The following is a 20679-nucleotide window of genomic DNA, read 5'->3' on the forward strand; positions in this document are numbered from 1 at the left end:
TCGGCGCCGGCCGTCAGGCCGGCTCGCCGGGGCGCGACATGCGCGCCGATGCCAGATCGTCGCGATGGCGCGGCGCGGCCCGCGTCTCGAGCGAGGCCAGCAGCACCGCCGCCACCGCGGTGATCTCGTCGACCGCCTGGCCGAAGGCCGCCTCGTTCACCTTGGACGGCTTGTTGAAGCCGCTGAGCTTGCGCACGAACTGCAGCGAGGCCGCGCGGATCTCGTCCGCCGTGACCGGCGGCTCGAAGTTGTACAGGGTCTTGATGCTGCGGCACATCGCCCGCCCTCCTGTTTCGTCGACAACGTCGTCAGTGCGCCTTGCTGCGCGGCTTGGTCATGACGCCGGGGGTGTGGATCGCGACCTGTTCCGGGTGCAGCGCCGGGTCGTCGGCACCGAGCAGCTGCTCGCGCATCATCACCGCGACGACCGCGGGGTTGACCTTTCCGTCCGGGTGCGTCGCGGCCTCGACCATGGCGCGGTAGATGGCGCTGGGCAGCACCATTGCGAGTTCCAGGCTGAGCTCGTTCGCCATGTCGTAGTCGTCGGGCGCCGAGTTCTTGTCCAGCGTGCCGGCCAGCACCAGGTAGCGCGCCACCTTCTCGGTGAGGTCGAGCTTTTCGCGGGCGGGGAAGTCTTTCATCGTCGTGTCTCCTGGAACGCAGTCAGCCTTCGAGGGTACAGCAACGTCAGCGGTTCATGGCCTCGTAGACCCGCGCCGCGGCCCATGCATCGTTCGCCGCGTACAGCAGCTGGCCCTCGCTGAGCTGGCGCGCGGCCCAGTTGGAGGTGCTCGCCTTGCCCGACTTCAGGAACCGCTTGCCGAACAGCAGCGCGACCGCGGTCTTGACGCCGATGTCCTTGCGGTAGCCCCGGGCGCGGAACAGGTGGTTCAGGTCGACCACGCCGCGCGCCTCGACGCCGAGCTTGCCGCGGATGCGGCGCATGTCGTCGCCGAGACCGAAGCCGACCTTCCGGCCGGCGTGCGTGGCCAGCAGCTCGCACAGCACCGCGCGGCAATCGGCGTCGTGCAGCTGGAAGATCCAGGCCTTCTCCAGCGTTGCGAGTTGCACGATGTGCGGGCCGTCGGAGACCTCGCCCTTCGCGAAGGTGGGCTTCGATTCGGTGTCGAAGCCCAGCATCGTCGCGCCCGCCAGCTCGGCGATCGCGCGCTCGGCATGGCTGCCGGTCGCGATCAGTTCGATGCGTTCGAGCGGCAGCCGTTCGAACGGCTCGAGCGCGGCGATCTGCTCCTTGTCGGGCGTGAACGGGACGTCGGTCATGCGAGCGCCTCGGCGCGACGCGGGTGGAACGTGACCGGCGCGAGCGCGCGGGCGCGCAACTGCCCGCAGCCGCCGTCCACTTCCTGCCCGGCCGACTGGCGCAGCTTGGTCAGCACGCCGCGGGCGTGCAGTGCACGCGCGATCGCTTCGGCGCGCTCCGGCAGTGGCCGTTCGAAGGCCAGACCGTCGACGGCGTTGTAGGGGATCATGTTGAGCAGCGCGAACTTGCCGCGCAGCAGCGCGACGATGCCGTCGAGCTCGTCGTCGCCGTCGTTGACGCCGGCCAGCAGCGTCCACTGGTACTGGATCGGGTAGCCGGTCGCGCGGGCGTAGCGCTCGCCGAGCTCGACCAGCTCGGCCGGATCGATCCGCGGCGCGCGCGGCAGCAGGCAGGCGCGCCGTTCGGCGTCGGTGGAGTGCAGCGAGAGCGCGAGCGCCGGCTTGACCTGCAGCCGCGGCAGCACGTCGAATACCCGCCGGTCGCCGACCGTCGAGAACACCAGGCTCTTGTGGCCGATGCCGCCCTCGCGGCCGAGCAGCTCGATGGCCTCGGTCACGTTGTCGAGGTTGTGCGCCGGTTCGCCCATGCCCATGAACACGACCTTCTTGACCGGCCGCAGGGTGCGCGCGAGCGCGACCTGCGCGACGATCTCGGCACTGCCCAACTGGCGCAGCAGACCCTCGCGGCCCGTCATGCAGAACACGCAGCCGACGGCGCAGCCGAGTTGCGTCGACACGCACAACCCGCCGCGCGGCAGCAGCACGCTCTCGACCGCCTGGCCATCGGCCAGTTCGACCAGCAGGCGCGACGAGCCGTCCCCGGCCGGGTGCTCCGACCGCAGCCGCGCCAGACCCGCCAGGTCGTCGACCAGCGCCGGCAGCATCGCGCGGACCGTGAGCGGGAGGAAGTCCTCGGGCTTGCGCTTGCCGCTGTGCTGCGGCAGCGCCATCGCCCACAGGCGCAGCACGCGGTGCTCGTGGCAGGCCTGGGCGCCGTGCTCGCGCAGGCGGCGGCGGATGGTTTCGATGCGCATGGACGCCGGAGTTTAGGCGCTGGCTCAATTCCCCCGATTTGCCTGCGGCGCGCGCGGGTGCGACGATCGCGGCCCATCGCGGCATCGCCGCCTGCGGAGCCGCGCATGAGCCTGACCGACCAGATCCTCGACACGCTGCGCGCCGAGTTCTCGGACGTCCCCGATGTCGCCCAGCTCACCCGCCTGGTGCTGCGCCTGTTGCTGGCGGCGCTACTCGGCGGCGTGCTGGGCTACGAGCGCGAGCACAAGGGCAAGGCAGCGGGCATCCGGACCCACATGCTGGTGGCGATCGGCGCGGCGCTGTTCGTGCTGGTGCCGCAGCAGGGCGGCATGGGCATCGCCGACATGAGCCGCGTGATCCATGGCGTGGTCGCCGGCATCGGCTTCCTGGGCGCCGGCGCGATCATCAAGCAGCAGCGTGAGGAAAGCGTTCAGGGGCTCACCACCGCGGCGGGCGTCTGGATGACCGCGGCCATCGGCATCGCCTGCGGGCTCGGCCGCGAAACCACCGCGGTGATCAGCACCTTGCTCGCGCTGGCGATCCTGGCGCTCGTGCCGCGCTGGCTCGAGCCACGCCCATGGGATTCCCGTCCGCCCCCGCGCTGATCGCCCGTCAGGCACGGCACTGGATTTCTGTCCCCCACTTCTGCCACACTGCGCGGCGAACCGGATCGGAGAATGCGCTTGGATCAACGATCAACTCGCGGCCCGTTGCCGCCGCAACCCTTCTTCTCGACACCGCAGCAGCGTCTCGCGCTGGCGCGCCAGCGCTATTTCGAGGACGGGGTGCGACCGTCGGGCCTGGTCAGCGAGAGCGTGATCCAGTCGTGGTCGCGCTGCGTCCACGGGCACCGCGATCCGGTCGAGCGCATCGCCTTCAACCCGGTGACGCCGAGCCGCATCCACTCGGCGCTGTCGCGCAGCCAGGTGCTGCTGCAGGCCGCGGCCACCGACCTGGTGCAGCTCGAGGACACGCTGGCCGGCACCGCCTGCACCGCGATCCTGACCGACCACCAGGGCGTCGTCGTGCATGCCACCCGTTCGGCGGCGGACCACGGCGAGGTGCTGCTGCCGCTGGCGCGCCGGGTCGGCGTCAGCCTCGACGAAGAGCACATCGGCACCGGCGCGCCCGGTGTCACGCTGCGCACCGAACAGCCCTGCCTGGTGCTCGGCGGCGAGCATTTCTTCGGCAACCTGCAGCAGCTGCATTGCGCGGCCGCGCCGATCCGCGACGTGCACGGGCGCCTCGCGGCGGTGCTCGACCTGACCTCGGAAGGCCGGCCGTTCGGCTTCGACGCCGCCGCGGTGGTCGCGCTCTACGCGACGACGATCGAGAACCAGTTGCTCAGGGCGCAATCGAGCGAGCACCTGGTCGTGCACCTGCAGACCTCGCCCGCGCTGCTCGGCACGCCGATGGAAGGGCTGGCCGGGCTCGACGCGAGCGGACGCATCGCCTGGCTGAACAACGTCGCGGCGCGCCTGCTCGGCGTCGAGCAGGGCGAGGCCGGGCTGCATGCCGACGATGTCTTCGGCATCGCGCTGAACCGGCTGGCCCTGCTCACCCGCGCATCCGATGCGGCGCTGCACCGGTTGCCGAACGGGCTGAACGTCTGGATCGCCGCCCGCATGCAGGCCCGTGACGGCGCCGGCCCGCTGGTCCAGCTGCGCGCGCCTGCGCGCGCCGAGCCCGCGCGCATTCCGGTAGCCGAGCCGGTGGCGGCGACGCTGCGCGACAACGACCGCCACCTGATCGTCCAGACGCTGCAGGCGTGCGCCGGCAACGTGTCCAAGGCCGCCCGCAAGCTCGGCGTGTCGCGCGGCCTGATCTACCGGCATCTCAAGCAGGCGAAGGCGGAGCCGGAGCCGGCCGACGTGTAGCCCGCGTCGATAATGCCGCGCATATGCAAGTGTTCCGCGGCTTCCATCACCCTGGCATCGCGCCCGCCTGCGCGCTCACGATCGGCAACTTCGACGGCGTCCACCGCGGCCACCAGGCGATGCTGGCGCTGCTGAAATCCGAGGCCCAGCACCGCGGCCTGCCGGCGTGCGTGATGACCTTCGAGCCGCACCCGCGCGACTTTTTCGCCGCGATGGCCGGCAAGCCCGAGCTGGCCCCGGCGCGCATCGCCACGCTGCGCGACAAGCTCAGCGAACTGGTGCGCTGCGGGGTCGACCAGACCGTCGTGCTGCGGTTCGACCGGCGCTTCGCCGCGCAATCGCCGCAGGCCTTCATCGACGACGTGCTGGTCCGCGGCCTGGGCACGAAGTACGTGCTGGTCGGCGACGACTTCCGGTTCGGTGCGAAACGCGCCGGCGACTACGCGATGCTCGACGCGGCCGGGCAGCGCGCGGGCTTCGACGTCGCGCGCATGAACAGCTACGAGGTGCGCGGCCTGCGCGTGTCCAGCTCCGCGGTGCGCGAGGCGCTCGCCGCGGGCGACATGGGCCAGGTCACGGCGTTGCTGGGCCGCCCGTACAGCATCAGCGGCCACGTGGTGCACGGCAAGAAGCTGGGTCGCAGCCTCGGGGCCAGCGCACCGGGCGGCAGCGACGGCTTCCGCACGCTCAACCTGCGCTTCAGCCACCCGAAGCCGGCCGCGCTCGGGATCTTCGCGGTCCGGGTCCACGGCCTGACGGACCGGCCGCTCGACGGCGTCGCGAGCCTGGGCAAGCGGCCGACGGTCGACGACAGCGGGCGCGTCTCGCTCGAGACCTATGTGCTCGATTGGCCCGCTGCGCTCGGCCCCGAGGGGGGCTACGGTAAACTCGTGCGCGTGGAACTGCTGCACAAACTTCGCGACGAGGCCCGCTACGACGGGCTGCCGGCGTTGACCGCCGCGATCGAGAAAGACGTGGTCGACGCCCGCGAGTTTCTGGCGGCGCACGCGGCCGAGCACCGCCAGACCAGCCGCGACCGAATTATTTGACGGGCGCGCCGCCCGCCCGATCTCGAAGCGCACCCGCGCCCCCGCGCGGGTCTCCCTCCTGTTCGCTGCCCGAGCCGGCAACGCAACCTCCGAGCGCCACCATGTCTACCCCAGACCAGACTCCGAAGACCGACTACCGATCCACGCTGAACCTGCCCGACACGCCGTTCCCGATGCGCGGCGACCTGCCCAAGCGCGAGCCCGGCTGGGTCAAGGAATGGACGGATCAAGGCATCTACCAGCGCCTGCGCGACGCCCGCGTCGGCCGCCCCCGCTTCGTGCTGCACGACGGTCCGCCCTACGCCAACGGCACGCTGCACGTCGGCCACGCCGCCAACAAGATCCTGAAGGACATGATCGTCAAGGCGCGCCAGCTCAAGGGCCTGGACGCGCGCTACACGCCGGGCTGGGACTGCCACGGCCTGCCGATCGAGAACCAGATCGAGAAGACCTTCGGCCGCAACCTGGAGCGTGCCGACGTGCAGGCGAAGAGCCGCGCCTACGCGGGCGAGCAGATCGCGCAGCAGATGACCGACTTCAAGCGCGTCGGCGTGCTCGGCGACTGGGAGCACCCGTACCGCACGATGGACTTCGGCAACGAGGCCAACGAGATCCGCGTGCTGAAGAAGATCATCGAGCGCGGCGTCGTCTACCGCGGGCTGAAGCCGGTGTACTGGTGCTTCGACTGCCACTCGTCGCTGGCCGAGTTCGAGATCGAGTACGCGGACAAGAAGTCGCAGACGGTCGATGTCGGCTTCCTCGCGGCCGAACCCGACAAGCTCGCGGCGGCGTTCGGCCTGCCCACGCTGGCGAACGATGCCTTCGCGGTGATCTGGACCACGACCGCATGGACCATCCCGGCCAACCAGGCCCTGAACGTCGGCCCGGCGATCGAGTATTCGCTGGTCGACACGCCGCGCGGGCTGCTGGTGCTCGCGAGCGCGCTGGTGCTGAAATGCCTTGCACGGTATGACCTCGAGGGAACCGTCCTGGCGACGACCACCGGCGCGAAGCTCGAAGGCCTGACCTTCAAGCACCCGCTCGCGCACGTCGACCCGGGCTACGACCGCACCGCCCCGGTCTATGCCGCCGAGTACGCTACCGCCGACGACGGCACCGGCATCGTCCACTCGTCGCCGGCCTACGGCATCGAGGACTTCAACTCCTGCCGCGCGCACGGGCTGGCGCTCGACGACATCCTGAACCCGGTGCAGGGCGACGGGCGCTACGAGGCGAGCCTGCCGCTGTTCGGCGGCCTAAACATCTGGAAGGCCGCGCCGCTGGTGGCCGATGCGCTGCGCGACGCGGGCCGGCTGTTCGCGACCTCCACGCTGACGCACAGCTACCCGCACTGCTGGCGCCACAAGACGCCGGTGATCTACCGCGCCGCGGCGCAGTGGTTCGTGCGCATGGACGAGGCCGCGCAAGGCACGGCCGGCGTGTTCCAGACCGAGACGCCTTCGAGGTCGCTGCGCCAGACCGCGCTCGCCGCGATCGAGCAGACCACGTTCTACCCGGAGAACGGCAAGGCGCGCCTGCACGACATGATCGCCAACCGGCCCGACTGGTGCATCAGCCGCCAGCGCAACTGGGGCGTGCCGCTGCCGCTGTTCCTGCACAAGGAGAGCGGCGAGCTGCACCCCGACACGCTGGCGCTGATCGACCGGGCGGCCGACATCGTCGAGCAAGGCGGGGTCGAAGCCTGGTCGAAGCTCAGCGCCACGGATGTGCTCGGCGCCGAAGGCGCGAACTACATCAAGAGCAACGACATCCTCGACGTCTGGTTCGACTCGGGCTCGACCTTCTTCCACGTGCTGCGCGGCAGCCACCCCGGTGTCACGAGCGAGGAAGGTCCCGAGGCCGATCTCTACCTCGAAGGCCACGACCAGCACCGCGGCTGGTTCCACTCGTCGCTGCTGATCGCCTGCGCGATGGAGGACCACGCGCCCTACCGCGGCCTGCTGACCCACGGCTTCACGGTCGACGGCTCGGGCCGCAAGATGAGCAAGAGCCTGGGCAACTTCATCTCGCTGCAGGACTCGGTGCAAAAGCGCGGCGCCGAGATCATCCGCCTGTGGTGCGCGGCGACCGACTACTCGGGCGACCTCGGCATCGACGAGAAGATCCTCGACCGCGTCGTCGATTCGTACCGCCGCATCCGCAACACGCTGCGCTTCCTGCTCGCCAACACCAGCGACTTCGACGCCGCGACCGATGCCGTGCCGCTGGCCGAGATGCTCGAGATCGACCGCTGGGCCCTGGCGCGCGCAGCGCAGTTCCAGGCCGAGGTGCTCGCGCACTATGAGGTCTACGAGTTCCACCCGGTGGTCGCGAAGCTGCAGGTCTTCTGCAGCGAGGACCTCGGTGCGTTCTACCTCGACGTGCTGAAGGACCGCCTCTACACGACCGCACCGAAGAGCGCCGCGCGCCGCTCGGCGCAGACCGCGCTGTGGCACATCACGCATGCGATGCTGCGCTGGATGGCGCCGTTCCTGAGCTTCACCGCCGAGGAGGCGTGGAAGGTGTTCGCGCCGGGCCAATCGGTGTCGATCTTCGTCGAGACCTACAGCGACACCTCGGCGTGGGGCGACGACGCGCTGCTCGCGAAGTGGGCGCGCATCCGCGCGATCCGCGATGTCGCGAACAAGGAGATCGAAGCGGTGCGCACCGCCGGCCAGCTCGGTTCGTCGCTGCAGGCGAACCTCGCGATCGGCGCCAACGAAGCCGACCATGCCCTGCTCGCTTCGTTGGGCGAGGACCTGCGCTTCGTCACGATCACCTCGAAGGCGGTGCTGACGAGCGCGACCGAGCTGAACGTGGCGGTCGCACCGTCGACCTCGACCAAGTGCGACCGCTGCTGGCACTACCGCGACGACGTGGGCGCGGATGCCGCGCACCCGACCCTCTGCGGCCGCTGCGTCACCAACCTGTTCGGCGCCGGCGAAACCCGGACGATCGCCTGAACATGGCCGCGAAGAAATCAGGCAGCTCGCTGCTGCCCTGGCTGGGCATCGCCGCGATCGTGATCCTGCTCGACCAGATCACGAAGGCGATGATCCTGCGCACGATGGCGATCGGCGACAGCCACACGATCACCTCGTTCTTCAACATCGTCCACTGGCGCAACACCGGCGCGGCGTTCTCGTTCCTGCACGCATCGTCCGGCTGGCAGCGCTGGCTGTTCGTCGGGCTGGCGGTCGTGGCGGCCGTCTTCATCGTCTGGATGCTGGCGCGCCACGGCGGCCAGCGGCTGTTCGGCTGGGCGCTGGCGCTGATCCTGGGCGGCGCGATCGGCAACGTGATCGACCGGCTCCTTCACGGCTCGGTCGTCGACTTCATCCAGCTGCACTGGCGCGGCGCCGCGTTCCCGTCGTTCAACGTCGCCGACAGCGCGATCACGGTCGGCGCGGCGCTGCTGATCCTCGACGAACTGCTGCGCGTGCGACGCGGGCGCTGACGCGCGGTTGCGCGCGCCGGCCCTCGCCGTTCGGTCGGCTCAGGGCATCAGGATGCTGCAGCCGGTGGTCTTGCGCGCCTCCAGGTCGCGATGCGCCCGGATCACGTCGGCCAGCGGGTAGCGCTGCTCGATGTGGATCTTGACCTGGCCATTGGTGACGACCGCGAACAGTTCGTCGGCCATCGCCTGCGTGGCCTCGCGCGTGGCGATGTGGGTGAACAGCGTCTGCCGCGTCACGTAGAGCGAGCCCTTCGCGCCCAGCATGCCGGGTGCGAACGGCGGCACCACGCCCGAGGCGTTGCCGAAGCTGGCCATCAGGCCGAACGGGCGCAGGCAGTCGAGCGACTTGTCCCAGGTGTCCTTGCCGACCGAGTCGTAGACGACCTTCACGCCCCGACCGCCGGTGATCTCCTTGACACGTGCCGCGAAATCCTCGGTGCGGTAGTTGATGACGTGGGCCGCGCCATTCGCCTTGGCGAGCGCGCATTTCTCGTCCGAGCCGGCGGTGCCGATCAGCTGCAGCCCGAGCGCCTTGGCCCACTGGCAGGCGATCAGCCCGACACCGCCGGCGGCGGCGTGGAACAGCACGAAGTCGCCGGCCTGCAGGCCGCCCTGCGGCAGCGTCTTGCGCAGCAGGTATTGCGCGGTCAGGCCCTTCAGCATCATTGCGGCGCCGGTCTCGAACGAGATCGCGTCGGGCAGCTTGACGACATTGCGCGCCGGCATCACGCGCAGCGTGCAATAGGCGCCCGGCGGGTTGCTGGCATAGGCGGCGCGGTCTCCCGCCTTCAGGTGCGTGACGCCCTCGCCGACCGCCTCGACGACGCCGGCCGCCTCCATGCCGAGCGACAGCGGCGTCGCGAGGGGATACACGCCCGAGCGCTGGTAGACATCGATGAAGTTCAGGCCGCAGGCGTGATGGCGGATGCGGATCTCGCCGGCGCCGGGCTCGCCGACGGGCATGTCGACGAGGTGCATCTCCTCGGGGCCGCCCTGCTTCTCGATGCGGACAGTGGGGTTGTTGCTCTGGGTCATGCGCGGTCTCCTGAATCGGACCGCTATGGTGCCAGCAACGCCCCGTCCTTGCCGGCGCGAGCGATTATTCGGGCTCGATGCCGGCGGCCTTGATCACCTTGCCCCATTTTTGCGTGTCCGCGGCCTGGAAGCGCGCCAGTTCATCGGGCGACGTGGTCCAGGCCTCGGAGCCGCTCATGTCGAAGAAGGCCTTGGCGGGCGCCGCCTTGACCGCGTTGACGAGCAGCTCATGCAGCCGTGCGACCACTGGAGCCGGCGTGCCGGCCGGCACGTAGGCGGCGAACCAGTAGCCCATGTCGTAGCCCTTCACGCCGGCCTCTTCGATCGTCGGCACGTCGGGCAGCTGCGTGCTGCGCTTGTGGGTCGAGTAGCCGAGTGCGCGCAGCTTGCCCGACTTGACCTGCGGCAGACCGGTCGAGGTGTCGGTGATCATCAGGTCGATCTGCCCCCCGAGCAGGTCGGTGATGGCCAGCGGATTGCTCTTGTAGGGCACGTGCAGGATCTCGGTGCCGCTCAGCTGCTTGAGCATCTCGCCGGCGACGCGGCTGGACGAGCTGCCGCTGCCGAAACTCAGCTTGCCCGGCGACTTGCGCGCGGCGGCGAGCAGGTCGGCCACGCTGCGGTACGGCGAGGCCACGTTGACCACCAGCACCTGGCCGCCCTTGCCCAGCCCGGTGACCGGTGCGAAATCCTTGACCGGGTCGTAGGGCAGCTTCTTGTAGAGGTGCTCGTTGGCGGACTGGGTCGTGTTGGTCGTGATCAGCACGCTGTAGCCGTCGGCCGCGCTGCGGGCCACGGCCTGGGCGGCCAGCATGCCGCTGGCACCCGCCTTGTTGTCGACGACGACCGCCTGCTTCGTCTGCTCGGTCACCGATTGGCCAAGCGCACGCGCGAGCTGGTCGGTCGCGCTCCCGGCCGCGAACGGCACGACGAACGTGACCGGCTTGGCCGGATAGGTCTGCGCGGCCGCAGGGAACGCGGCCACCGCGACGAGTGCGGCGGCAATGGCGAGCGAGTGGCGTCGCGAAGGAATCGTGGTGAGCATGGGCTTGTCTCCGGAAGTGGTCTTGAACGAAACAGGGGAAGGTCAGCCTGGCCCGACCAGGTGGCGATCGAGTGCGCGCGGCAGCTGGATGGGCAGGTCGAGCAACAGGAACGACAACGCCTTGCCATGGCTGTCGAGGTTCAATGCGTCGTTGACGCCGCCGTCGAGCACGCCGTCGAGCACGAAGTTCATCGCATGCAGTGTCGGGCAGAGGTAGCGCGCCACCCGGGTCGGGCGCCGGTGGACGAACTGATGTGCCACCGCGCCTTCCGTCACCTGCTCGACCAGCACCGGCCACAACGCCGGGTGCCAGGCGATGACACTGATGTTGGAGCGGTCGCCCTTGTCGCCGGTGCGGCCATGGGCGACGCGGTAGAGCGGCACGGTCAGCGAAGCGCTCATGCGCCGTCTCCCGTCACGAAGCGATGCGTCGCAGGCACCTGCGCGCGCGGCACCAGGCACGAGACCGTGCCCAGACGTGGCCGGAGCACGGTGCGCACGCCGCCGCCACCCGCCGGGCCGCAGCAGTACAGCGCGGTCACCTCGCGCACCAGGCGCTCGGCGCTGCGGCGCGTCGGCTGGTTGACGGCGACGCGCAGGCGGATGTCACGGCCTTCGCCGACCTGCTGCTGCGCGAGCCAGCGCCCGCCGTCGTCGCCGAAGACGCTGGCGGCGCCGATCAGGTCGACACGCAGCGGACCCAGTTCGTGCAGCCGCTGCTGCAGCACCTCGGCCGCCAGCCGCGCGCGCGCCTCGGCGCGCGCGCCTGCGTAGGAGATCTCGCCCTCGGCGAACCAGCCGGTCTCGTGGCAGACGTTGACCTTGAGCGTCGCCGGCCGCGGGTGGCCGCGCACGCCGCGCAGCTGCACGCGGTCATGGCCGAGGTCGATCACCTCGGCGGCGCCGATGTCGGCCACCACGTCGGGCGTCAGGTAGGCGCCCGGGTCGTGAATTTCGTAGAGCAACTGTTCCTTGACGGTGTGCGCGTCGATGCATCCGCCCGTGCCGGGCGGCTTGGTGATCACGCAGTCGCCCTCGGCATCGATCTCGGCGATCGGGTAGCCGAGGTGGGCGAGTCCGGGCACGTCCTTGAAGCCGGGATCGGCGTAGTAGCCGCCGCTGACCTGCGCGCCGCATTCGAGCAGGTGCCCGGCCATCGTGGCGCGGGCGATGCGGTCCCAGTCGTCGCGCGCCCAGCCGAAGTGCGCGAGCGCAGGGCCCACGACGAGCGACGGATCGGCCACGCGGCCGCAGACGACGATCTCGGCCCCGGCGAGCAGGGCGTCGGCGATCGCATCGGCGCCCAGATAGGCGTTGGCGCAGACGATCTGCAGCGTCGAGCCGGCTGGGCCGAGCGTGTCCGCCAGCAGGGCGCGATGGGCGGCGTCCGCCAGGTCATCGCCCTCCACCACCGCGATGCGCGGCGTGCGCAGGCCAAGCTCGTGCGCCAGCGCGAGGATGCGCCGCGCGGCACCGACCGGATTGGCGGCGCCGAAGTTGCTGACGATGCGCACGCCCGCGCCCAGGCAACGCGCCAGCACCGGCGCCAGCATGTCGTCGAGCAAGGGCTCGTAGCCGGCGGCCGGATCGGCTCGCCGGGCGATCTGCGCCAGCGCCAGCGTGCGCTCGGCCAGGGTCTCGAAGATCAGCACGGCCGGCCCGCCCGCATCGATCAGCGCATCGACGACCGGACCGGCCGCATCGGTGCGGTCACCGGAGAAGCCGGCCGCGCAGCCGACGCGCAAGGGCATCGTGATCATGGGTCTCCTGGCGCGCCGTCGCCGCGGCGCTTCGGTGAATGGGTGATGGCGAATGTAGAGACGTGAAGTTATTCTGTGAAATCGGAATTTCCGATGAATTGATTTGCTTTGCCGATGAATCTATCGACCCGTCAGCTGCGCGCCTTCCTGGCCCTGGCCGAATCGCGCAACTTCACGCGCGCGGCGGCGTCGAGCCATCTGTCGCAGCCGGCATTCAGTGCGCTGATCCGACAGCTCGAGGACGACGTGGGCGTGCGCCTGTTCGACCGCACGACGCGACACGTCGCGCTGACGGCCGAGGGCGAGGCGTTCGAGCGCGCGACGCGGCGCATCCTCGACGAGGTCGATGCGGCAGCTTCGGGCATGCGCGACCGGGCGGCGCGACGCATCGGCAAGGTGTCGATCGCCTTGCTGCCGTCGCTGGCGGCCGACTGGCTGCCGGACGTGCTGGCCGGGTTTCGCGCGGCGCACCCGGGGATCGGGCTCGCGGTGGCGGACGTGCTGTCCGAGCCGTGCATCGACCGCGTGCGCGCCGGCCTGGCCGACTTCGCCCTGGCCGCCACGCGCGCCGAGACCCCCGAACTGCGCGCCGACCTGTTCTGCAGCGACGACTTCCACCTCGTGTGCCCGCGCACGCACGCGCTGGCGAAGCGCCACAACCCGCGCCCGAAGGAGCTCGCGGGCGAACCGTTCATCCACCTGGCGCGCACGTCGAGCGTGCGCCAGTACCTCGACGCCGCGACGCACCCGCACGGCTTCGCCTCGGTGCTCGAGGTCGATCAGCTCGCGACGGTGGCCGGCATGGTGCGCGCCGGGCTGGGCATCAGCATCGTGCCCGCGCTCACCCTCTATCAATTCCGATCTCCCGAGCTGGCGATCGTGCCGCTGTCCTGGCCGGGGCTGAGGCGCAGGATCTACCTGGTGCGGCGGCGCGACCGAGGGCTGTCGGTGGCCGCGCAGGCCTTCTGCGACTGGGTGCTCGCGCGCCGACCGGGCGCCGGCACATCGATCGGACACACGAAGCGCTGACCGCGATCAGGCGGACCGCAACCCGGCACGTGACCCCGCTGTCCAGCGCAGCGGCCCGAACCAGGCCCCGGCCCGGATCGCCCATGCATTGAGCGACCCATAGACCACCAGCGCCGCCGCCTGCGCGACGAACACGCCCGTCAACCCCGCGCCGGAGCGAAGCGCCAGCCAGCCGCCGATGCCCGCGACCAGCAGCCGCGCCACGTTGCCCCACACCGGCCACATCAGCCGCCCCGCCCCCTGCGACGCGAAGTACAGCGACAGCGCCAGTCCGAAGAAACCGTAGACGGGGCCGACGACGTGCAGGTACTTGGTTCCGGCTTCGAGCATCGCCGGGTCGGTGCCGAACAGCGACAGCCACGCGTGTGGCCAAAGGGCCGCCGCCAGGCCGATCAGCTCGGTCAACCCGGCCGACAGCGCGGCGCCGATCCAGGCCGCACGCAGCGCCCGTTCGCGCTGGCCGGCACCGATGCAGGTGCCGACCATCGCGACCAGCGGCCCGCCGAAGCCGAACACCAGCGGCACGAGCAGGTACTCGAGTCGTGACGCGGTGCCGTAACCGGCGATCGCTGTCGGCCCGAACTGTCCGACCTGCGCGGTCGCGATGCCGATCGCGAGGTTGGTCGCGACCGTCGAGATCGCGCCGACCAGGCCGACCTTCAGGATGTCGGCGAACAGCGCCGCGCGCGGCCGGAAACTGGCCCAGCTCGGCGCGAGCAGGCTGTGCTTCGACGCCAGGTACAGCCCGAGCGCGATGCAGCCCAGCGCGTAGTAGCTCAGCAGTGCCAGCGCACCGCCCGCGATGCCCAGACCCGCCCAGCCGCCGATGCCGAAGATGAACACCTGCGACATCGGCACCAGCAGCACCGTGCCGACGATCGTCACGTTGGCCGGTACGCGCATGTTGCCGGTGCCGCGGATCAGCGCGGCCATCGAATTGAACAGCCAGACCAGCACCGCGCCGGCGAACACCCAGTTCGAGTAGACCAGCGCCGCCGCCAGCGAGGCGCCCGTGCCGCCCATGCGCGCGTACAGCGTTTCGCCCCACAGGTGCAGCACGAGCGTGAACGCGAGGCCGAAGCCGGTGCCGATCATCAAAGCGTGACCGACCAGCGCGTTCGCATCGTCCCGCCGACGCGCACCGAGTGCGCGCGCCACCGCGGAGGCGATGCCACCTCCCATGGCGCCGGCCGAGGTCATCTGCATCAGCATCACGAGCGGGAAGACCAGCGCCATGCCGGTCAGCGCATCGGTGCCCAGCCGGCCGACGAAGTAGGTCTCGATCAGCCCGGCCGAGGCCTGCGCCACCATCACCAGCATGTTCGGCGCGCCCAGCCGCAGCAGGGTGCGCACGATCGGCCCCTCGAGCAGCAGGCGGGTGCGCGGGTCCAGCGCAGGGCTGGCGGCCGGGTCGGCGGACATCAGGGTGCGACCGCTTCGCCGAGGTACACGCCGCGCGGCGCGGCCAGCCCCTGGCGGACCTGGCGGCTCAGGTCGTCGGCCAGCACTTCGTCGGCACCCGATTCCAGCGCGGCCAGTACCTGAGCGACCACGTCATGCGGGCTCGCCTTCGGTGCGTCGAGCCCCTTCGTCATGTCGGTGTCCATGTAGCCCACATGCACCCCGACCACGCGCGTGCCCTGCGCGCGCAACTCGTTGCGCAAGCCGTTCGTCACCGACCACGCCGCCGACTTCGACGCGCTGTAGGTCGCGACGCCCGGCAGGCTGAGCCAGCTCAGCACCGACAGCACGTTGACGATCGCACCGCCCCCATTGGCCTTCAGCACCGGCGCGAAGGCCTGGCTGAGCGCCAGCGGGCCGAAGAAGTTGGTTTCCAACTCGGCCCGCGCCGCCTCGGCACTGCCCGGCGCGAGCAGCGACGAGCCGCGCGAGATGCCGGCGTTGTTGATCAACAGCGTGAGGTCGGGGCAGGCATGCACGGCAGCGGCAATGTCGGCGGCGTCGGTGACGTCGAGCCGCACCGGCACGACGCCCGCCAAGGTGATGGTCGACGGATCGCGCGCTCCTGCATACACCTTGCGCGCACCAGCCGCGCGCAGCGCGTCCACGAAGGCTTGGCCGAGGCCGCGATTGGCACCGGTGACGAGGACGACGGCGTTCTGGAGGTTCATGGCAGGACTTTCGTTGGAAGGAATGTTGAAGTGAATATGACGGTCGTCATATTATTGAAGAAACACAAGATGCGGCAGGCAGGCGCCTAGTCGGCGGCGCGCTGGATCAAGGCTTTGGCGGCACGGCGCACGTCTTCGGACACCCGCTTGTCGCCGCTGGCACGCGCCAGCACCATGGCGCCGACCATGCAACTCAGGATCGCGAGCGCCTTGTCATGCTGACCCGGCTCGCCCCAGGCGGGCAACTGGCGTTCGACCAGATCGACCATGTCCTTCAGGCGCCGCGCGCAGACGTTCCGAACCTCGGGCGCCTGGCGTGGCGTCTCGGTGCCGAGGGCCGCGAGCGTGCAGCCCTCCTCGGGCGCGTCGACGTGGGCGTCGGAGAGATACGCATCGACGAACGCACTCAAGGCCTCATCCGGTCCGGCGCGCTCGGTCACCTTGCGCATCCGCTCCATCGAACGGGCCCCCGCGCGCTCGATCGCCTCGGCCAGCAAGTGGTCGCGCGAATCGAAGTGCGCGTAGAACCCGCCGTGCGTCAGTCCGGCCTGCTTCATGATGTCCGCCACCCCGACCCCGGCATATCCGTCGCGCCGGACGGCAGTGGCCGCGACGTCGACGATGCGGTCGTGGGTGCGCTGCTTTCGGGAAGGTTCAGAGGTCATGGCGATGAAGGAACTCGCAAATATGACAAGCATCATATTCCCGCAGAGAAAACCCCGTGGGAATGCGGGACACTGAACCCCGATGAAGCGCCTCACGACCGCACCGAACCTCGCCCTGGCCACGCTGTGGGCGGACCTGCTGACGCACGCGGGAGTGCCTACGACGGTGCAGCGGCAGTACGCCAGCAGCATCGCCGGCGAGGTGCCGCCGGATCAGACGCTGCCGGAGTTGTGGGTCGTGAATGCGGAGCAGGTCGACGCGGCCGGTCGCTTGCTCGACGAACTGCGCAACCCACCCAATCGGCGCTGGAGCTGCCAGGCCTGCGGAGAACTGGTCGAGGGGCCGTTCGAGCAATGCTGGAGGTGCGGGGCAGCCATGCCGGCCTCCTGATCTCCGGATCAGGGTCGGTCAATCCGGCGCGTCGGTCAGGAACTGTTGCAAGCTACGGACATCGGCCAAGACGGCGACCGGAAGTCCCCTGCGGCCGCCGCGGTCATCGACGGTCAGGGCTCGCAGTGCGCCGAGACAACGAGCCTTGTCGTTCCACGCTGCAGCGATTTGGTTGGCCAGTCGCGGCATGCGTTCCGCAAGATGCTCGGGTCGTACTGATTCGGGGAGCGACAGCATCCAGGTGATGGCTTCACCCGTCAGCGCCTTGTCGACCGGAGAAAGCGGCCGGCGACGTCTTTCCCATTCGGCAGCGTCGATCGGTCGCGCGTTGTGACGTGCAATCTCGATCACCGACTCATCGAGCGCTTCCCTGGCCGATTGAAAATCGGTCAGCTCGAACTCGAACCCGCCTTCTGATGGCGGAGTAGGCGGAGGGCCTGGCGTCATACGTGCATCCGTTCCCTTGCGGCGTAACACTCGAGAAACAATCATCCACCCGGAAGTGGGCCATGTCCAGCAGTCAAGCAAAGTCCCGGGTGTGACTTACGTCGCACTTTGGACACAGTCTTCGCCACCCGTCGCTCTTCGCTCGCCGCCTGTCGCTCCACGCGCCAGGCAACGAAGATTCTGGGGCCTCTTTGGGATGTAATCCGCTTCCGTACGGGCCCAACCCGTCTACTGAAGCCCGCTGGGCGCTCTGATGCGCATGCCGGCGGCGATGAAAGGTCGATTCACTTCATGGCAATCCTCCGGACTTCGAGAGCGAGTGGCTTCACGCTGATCGAGCTGATGATCACGATTGCCATCGTGGCGATCTTGACCGCGATCGCATTGCCTTCCTACCAGGCTTACGTGCGCAAGGCCAATCGCTCAGCTGCGCAGAGCTTCATGCTGTCGGCCGCAGCGCGTGAAGAGCAAGTGCTGCTCGACCAGAGAAGTTACGTGGCCGTCTCCACGAACGCCAATTTCGCGAATGCCCCCTCGGCGGGCTCGCCTGGCTTGAACTACGCGGTGCCTGGCGACCTTTCCGCACGGTACGACTTCAAGATCGATCTGACCAATGCCGGGACTTGTCCTGCGCCGGCGCAGTACTGCGTGATCGCAACCGCCAAGGGCACTCAACAGACCGATGGCAACCTGGGCCTGACCAGCACCGGGATCAAGTCGCCCCTCACAAAATGGCAATGAACCGGCTCTCCTCCACGGCGCTGGGTCAGCGCGGCTTCACGCTCATCGAACTGATGGTGACGATCTCGGTCGCCGCCATCCTGCTCGTTGTGGTGGTGCCTTCGTTCCGAACGTTCACGCTGTCGCAGCGCGTCAAGACCGGATCGTTCGATCTCTATTCGACCTTGATGCTCGCGCGCAGCGAGGCGGTGAAGCGACGCGCCACGGTGACGGTGGCGGCCAAGAGCGGCAGTTGGAACAATGGCTGGACCATCTCCGACGGGACCACCACCTTTCGCGACCAGGACAGCCCCAAGGGGTTGAGCCTGACCTCCGACGCGACTGCGTTGACGTACCAGATCGACGGGCGACTGGTGAGCGGGAGCGCCTCGTATGTCGAGTTGGCGGCAACCGGCAGCACGGCCGCCGGGCGCCGCTGCATGACCATCGACCCGGCAGGCGTCCCACGTTCCCGAGTTCTGACGGGCTCGGCCACCTGTCCCTGATCGCCAGCACCATGAAACTGCGCCAATCTTCTCAGTCGGGCTTCACCCTCATCGAGGTGCTCGTCGCGATCCTGGTCCTGCTGCTCGGGTTACTGGGTATGGCTGGCGTGCAGGTGCGAGCCACCCAGGCGGAATACGAGTCGTACCAACGCAAGCAAGCCATGTTGCTGCTGCAGGACATGATCGACAGGCTGCAGGCTAACCGCCTGGTGGCGTCTTGCTACGCCATCACGGCGGCAGGCACGGGCGCTCCGTTTGCGGGCACCAAGAGCGATGGGTCGGCCGCGACGGCGGGAACAAGCATCATCCCGGCGTGCACGGCGGGCAGCCTGGTCGCCCAGGCGGTCGCGAATGCGGACCTCACCAGCTGGAGCAATGCGCTGTTCGGCGCCAGCGAAGCACTCGGTTCCGGGAGCGTGGGCGCCATCAGTGCCGCCCGGGGTTGCGTGGTCGCCAACGGCGGCGGCGTCTACACGGTGTCGATCGCCTGGATGGGCACGGCGCCGACAGCCGCCCCTCCCGCCGCGCTGAACTGTGGAACGGGCCTGTACGGCGACGAGGCTTTGCGACGTGTCGTCAGCGCGACGCTGCAAGTCGCGACGTTGAACTGAGGCGCGCCATGACCACACACACACTCTTGCGGCGCACGATCAGCGGGCGCCGGCGCGCAAGCGGCCTGTCGTTGATCGAGCTCATGGTCGCGCTGACCTTGGGTCTTTTCTTGATCGCTGGCATGCTCACCTTGCTGGCACGCAACAGCAACACCCGGGCGGAACTGGACAAGGCGGGCCGCCAGATCGAGAACGGACGCTACGCGGCCCAGCGAATCTCGGAGGACCTTCACAACGCCGGCTTCTACGGCGAGTTCTACGGTCTGCCCACGCCGGGCACCTCCGCTTTCCCGGCGACCCTGCCGGACCCGTGCGACACAGGCTACGCGACGGCCGCGTTCAAGAACGCCAAGGCCTTTCCGGTGCAGGGCGTCACCGCGGTGACTTCGGCGGCAGCCGCCGCCATGACCTGCATCGATGCTGCGAACTTTTCGACTGGCGCATTCAGTTCCGTCCTCGTCGTGCGGTTCGCCAGCCCGGCAACCACGTTGCCGACACCCGCCAATGTTGCATTGGGCTCACTGGACTGGGCGCCGAACGCCACGGCGGCTACCGCTGCCATCGCCACGCTCGACGCCGCGACGCTGTACGTGCAGAGCAATGTGGACGACGTGAGCTTCGCGACCAAGAGCAACGCAGCCACCAATTTCGCAACGCTCAAAGTCTCCACCGGCTCGGCGACGAATCTGATCAACGCACCGGTTTATCGGTACATCACGCGCATCTACTTCCTGAGCCCTTGCAGCCGGCCGTCGTCCGGGACGGCTTGTTCCGCCGCTGCGGATGGCGGCTCACCGATTCCCACTTTGAAGATGGTCGAATTGCTCGGCTCCGGCGCCAGCGCGGTGTTTTCGGATCCGGTTCCGATCGCCGAAGGAATCGAAGCCATGGCGTTCGACTACGGACTGGACAGCAATGCCGACGGCTCTCCAGACACCTACGTGGACTGCTCGGCGTGCTCCGTCACCGACTGGGGGAACGTCGTCGCCGTCCGGGTCAACCTGGTCGCCCGCAACACCGAGGCGAGCCCGGATTACACCGATGCAAAGACGTACGCGCTCGGGCTGGCCGGTACCTACACCCCGAGTACCGCGGACAAGCGCTACAAGCGCCACCTGTATCAGCTGCAAGTGCGACTAAACAATCAAAGCATGAGGCGTGAGCAATGACCATGCGACCCGCAAGCAACCTTCACCACCCGCAACGCGGTTCCACCCTCGTCATCGCGCTGATTCTGCTGGTGATCGTCACGTTGTTCGGCATCAGCGCCATCAGTTCCAGCATCGTCAACCTGCGCATTTCGCGCAACGTGCAGCTGGCTGCTGAAGCGCAAAACGCGGCCCAACGGGTGATCGACGCCAAGATTTCGGATCCGGCGACGTTCAGCTCGCCCGCATCCGCGGCCTCGTCGGTGGATGCCACCGGCGCCGCGGTGACCTACTCGGTCGTTTTCGACAAGCCCACCTGCTACTCGCTGCGGCCGATTCCGGGTTACAGCTATTCGATCGCGGCGCAGGCGCCGAAGAATCTGGCGTGGCGCCTTCAGGCGACCGCCACGGACACGAACACCGGGGCCAAGGTCCAGGTGCGTCAAGGCATGCAGACCTCAGCGCCCGGTACGCCGGATTGCGTCTGACAC

General features: G+C 69.1%; 24 protein-coding genes. 12 read left to right on the top strand and 12 right to left on the bottom strand.

From position 1 onward, the window contains the following. Window positions 1–13: 13 nt before the first annotated feature. The 4 genes from ACWH49_RS02585 to ACWH49_RS02600 are packed head-to-tail and all read right to left on the bottom strand — an operon-like array spanning window position 14 to window position 2315. Window positions 14–277, bottom strand: a complete 264-nt coding sequence (locus tag ACWH49_RS02585) for a DUF2277 domain-containing protein (RefSeq protein WP_448170023.1) — start codon at window positions 275–277, stop codon at window positions 14–16. Between the two features lie 31 nt (window positions 278–308). Then, window positions 309–641, bottom strand: coding sequence for a hypothetical protein (locus ACWH49_RS02590; RefSeq protein ID WP_448170024.1), 333 nt, complete (start codon window positions 639–641; stop codon window positions 309–311). A 46-nt stretch (window positions 642–687) separates the two neighbouring features. Further along, on the bottom strand, window positions 688–1281 hold the full coding sequence (locus tag ACWH49_RS02595) for a 3'-5' exonuclease (protein WP_448170025.1): 594 nt from the start codon (window positions 1279–1281) through the stop codon (window positions 688–690). Next, a complete protein-coding gene (locus tag ACWH49_RS02600) occupies window positions 1278–2315 on the bottom strand; it encodes an RNA methyltransferase (protein WP_448170026.1) in 1038 nt (345 codons plus the stop codon). The genes ACWH49_RS02595 and ACWH49_RS02600 overlap by 4 nt, the downstream gene beginning before the upstream one ends. Before the next feature lie 105 nt (window positions 2316–2420). On the opposite strand from ACWH49_RS02600, the gene ACWH49_RS02605 reads away from it, so the two are divergent. The 5 genes from ACWH49_RS02605 to lspA all read left to right on the top strand — a co-directional run bounded on the left by ACWH49_RS02605 (window position 2421) and on the right by lspA (window position 8699). Then, window positions 2421–2921, top strand: a complete 501-nt coding sequence (locus tag ACWH49_RS02605; RefSeq protein ID WP_448170027.1) for an MgtC/SapB family protein — start codon at window positions 2421–2423, stop codon at window positions 2919–2921. Window positions 2922–2993: 72 nt separating this feature from the next. Continuing rightward, window positions 2994–4193, top strand: coding sequence for a helix-turn-helix domain-containing protein (locus ACWH49_RS02610; protein ID WP_448170028.1), 1200 nt, complete (start codon window positions 2994–2996; stop codon window positions 4191–4193). Window positions 4194–4216: 23 nt separating this feature from the next. Next, entirely contained in the window at window positions 4217–5242 is a 1026-nt protein-coding gene (locus ACWH49_RS02615) for a bifunctional riboflavin kinase/FAD synthetase (RefSeq protein ID WP_448170029.1), read from the top strand. Window positions 5243–5343: 101 nt separating this feature from the next. Continuing rightward, window positions 5344–8205: an isoleucine--tRNA ligase gene (ileS, locus tag ACWH49_RS02620; protein ID WP_448170030.1), complete on the top strand. Its 2862-nt coding sequence runs from the start codon at window positions 5344–5346 to the stop codon at window positions 8203–8205. A 2-nt stretch (window positions 8206–8207) separates the two neighbouring features. Then, entirely contained in the window at window positions 8208–8699 is a 492-nt protein-coding gene (gene lspA / locus ACWH49_RS02625) for a signal peptidase II (protein WP_448170031.1), read from the top strand. A 39-nt stretch (window positions 8700–8738) separates the two neighbouring features. Here lspA and ACWH49_RS02630 read toward each other — a convergent pair whose 3' ends face one another. The 4 genes from ACWH49_RS02630 to ACWH49_RS02645 form a co-directional block, all read right to left on the bottom strand. After that, window positions 8739–9734 (bottom strand): quinone oxidoreductase family protein, encoded by a 996-nt coding sequence (locus ACWH49_RS02630; protein WP_448170032.1) that lies wholly within the window; start codon window positions 9732–9734, stop codon window positions 8739–8741. Between the two features lie 64 nt (window positions 9735–9798). After that, entirely contained in the window at window positions 9799–10779 is a 981-nt protein-coding gene (locus ACWH49_RS02635) for a Bug family tripartite tricarboxylate transporter substrate binding protein (RefSeq protein ID WP_448170033.1), read from the bottom strand. A gap of 42 nt (window positions 10780–10821) precedes the next feature. After that, on the bottom strand, window positions 10822–11181 hold the full coding sequence (locus tag ACWH49_RS02640) for an AtuA-related protein (protein ID WP_448170034.1): 360 nt from the start codon (window positions 11179–11181) through the stop codon (window positions 10822–10824). Continuing rightward, window positions 11178–12539, bottom strand: coding sequence for an acyclic terpene utilization AtuA family protein (locus ACWH49_RS02645; RefSeq protein ID WP_448170035.1), 1362 nt, complete (start codon window positions 12537–12539; stop codon window positions 11178–11180). Before ACWH49_RS02645 ends, ACWH49_RS02640 begins: the two co-directional genes overlap by 4 nt. 114 nt (window positions 12540–12653) lie before the next feature. Between ACWH49_RS02645 and ACWH49_RS02650 the strand changes: the two genes are divergently transcribed. Next, window positions 12654–13568 carry a LysR family transcriptional regulator gene (locus ACWH49_RS02650; RefSeq protein ID WP_448170036.1) on the top strand — a complete coding sequence of 305 codons (915 nt, stop codon included), beginning with the start codon at window positions 12654–12656 and terminating at the stop codon, window positions 13566–13568. Window positions 13569–13574: 6 nt separating this feature from the next. Here the strand turns inward: ACWH49_RS02650 and ACWH49_RS02655 are convergent, their stop codons facing one another. The 3 genes from ACWH49_RS02655 to ACWH49_RS02665 all read right to left on the bottom strand — a co-directional run bounded on the left by ACWH49_RS02655 (window position 13575) and on the right by ACWH49_RS02665 (window position 16365). Next, window positions 13575–14990, bottom strand: coding sequence for an MATE family efflux transporter (locus ACWH49_RS02655; protein WP_448170037.1), 1416 nt, complete (start codon window positions 14988–14990; stop codon window positions 13575–13577). Continuing rightward, the gene (locus ACWH49_RS02660) at window positions 14990–15700 is read right to left on the bottom strand and encodes an SDR family oxidoreductase (RefSeq protein WP_448170038.1); all 711 of its coding nucleotides are present in this window, start codon (window positions 15698–15700) and stop codon (window positions 14990–14992) included. Before ACWH49_RS02660 ends, ACWH49_RS02655 begins: the two co-directional genes overlap by 1 nt. An 86-nt stretch (window positions 15701–15786) precedes the next feature. Then, window positions 15787–16365 carry a TetR/AcrR family transcriptional regulator gene (locus ACWH49_RS02665; RefSeq protein ID WP_448170039.1) on the bottom strand — a complete coding sequence of 193 codons (579 nt, stop codon included), beginning with the start codon at window positions 16363–16365 and terminating at the stop codon, window positions 15787–15789. An 82-nt stretch (window positions 16366–16447) separates the two neighbouring features. On the opposite strand from ACWH49_RS02665, the gene ACWH49_RS02670 reads away from it, so the two are divergent. Then, a complete protein-coding gene (locus ACWH49_RS02670) occupies window positions 16448–16756 on the top strand; it encodes a putative signal transducing protein (RefSeq protein WP_448170040.1) in 309 nt (102 codons plus the stop codon). A gap of 18 nt (window positions 16757–16774) precedes the next feature. Here the strand turns inward: ACWH49_RS02670 and ACWH49_RS02675 are convergent, their stop codons facing one another. Further along, window positions 16775–17203 (bottom strand): hypothetical protein, encoded by a 429-nt coding sequence (locus ACWH49_RS02675; protein ID WP_448170041.1) that lies wholly within the window; start codon window positions 17201–17203, stop codon window positions 16775–16777. A 291-nt stretch (window positions 17204–17494) separates the two neighbouring features. On the opposite strand from ACWH49_RS02675, the gene ACWH49_RS02680 reads away from it, so the two are divergent. The 5 genes from ACWH49_RS02680 to ACWH49_RS02700 are packed head-to-tail and all read left to right on the top strand — an operon-like array spanning window position 17495 to window position 20676. After that, window positions 17495–17944, top strand: a complete 450-nt coding sequence (locus ACWH49_RS02680) for a type IV pilin protein (RefSeq protein ID WP_448170042.1) — start codon at window positions 17495–17497, stop codon at window positions 17942–17944. Further along, window positions 17941–18429, top strand: coding sequence for a GspH/FimT family pseudopilin (locus ACWH49_RS02685; RefSeq protein WP_448170043.1), 489 nt, complete (start codon window positions 17941–17943; stop codon window positions 18427–18429). Before ACWH49_RS02680 ends, ACWH49_RS02685 begins: the two co-directional genes overlap by 4 nt. A gap of 11 nt (window positions 18430–18440) precedes the next feature. Then, a complete protein-coding gene (gene pilV / locus ACWH49_RS02690) occupies window positions 18441–19040 on the top strand; it encodes a type IV pilus modification protein PilV (RefSeq protein WP_448170044.1) in 600 nt (199 codons plus the stop codon). A gap of 8 nt (window positions 19041–19048) precedes the next feature. Continuing rightward, window positions 19049–20209: a PilW family protein gene (locus tag ACWH49_RS02695; protein WP_448170045.1), complete on the top strand. Its 1161-nt coding sequence runs from the start codon at window positions 19049–19051 to the stop codon at window positions 20207–20209. Next, entirely contained in the window at window positions 20206–20676 is a 471-nt protein-coding gene (locus tag ACWH49_RS02700; RefSeq protein WP_448170046.1) for a pilus assembly PilX family protein, read from the top strand. Before ACWH49_RS02695 ends, ACWH49_RS02700 begins: the two co-directional genes overlap by 4 nt. Window positions 20677–20679: the final 3 nt, after the last annotated feature.

The organism is Rhizobacter fulvus, assembly GCF_964020785.1.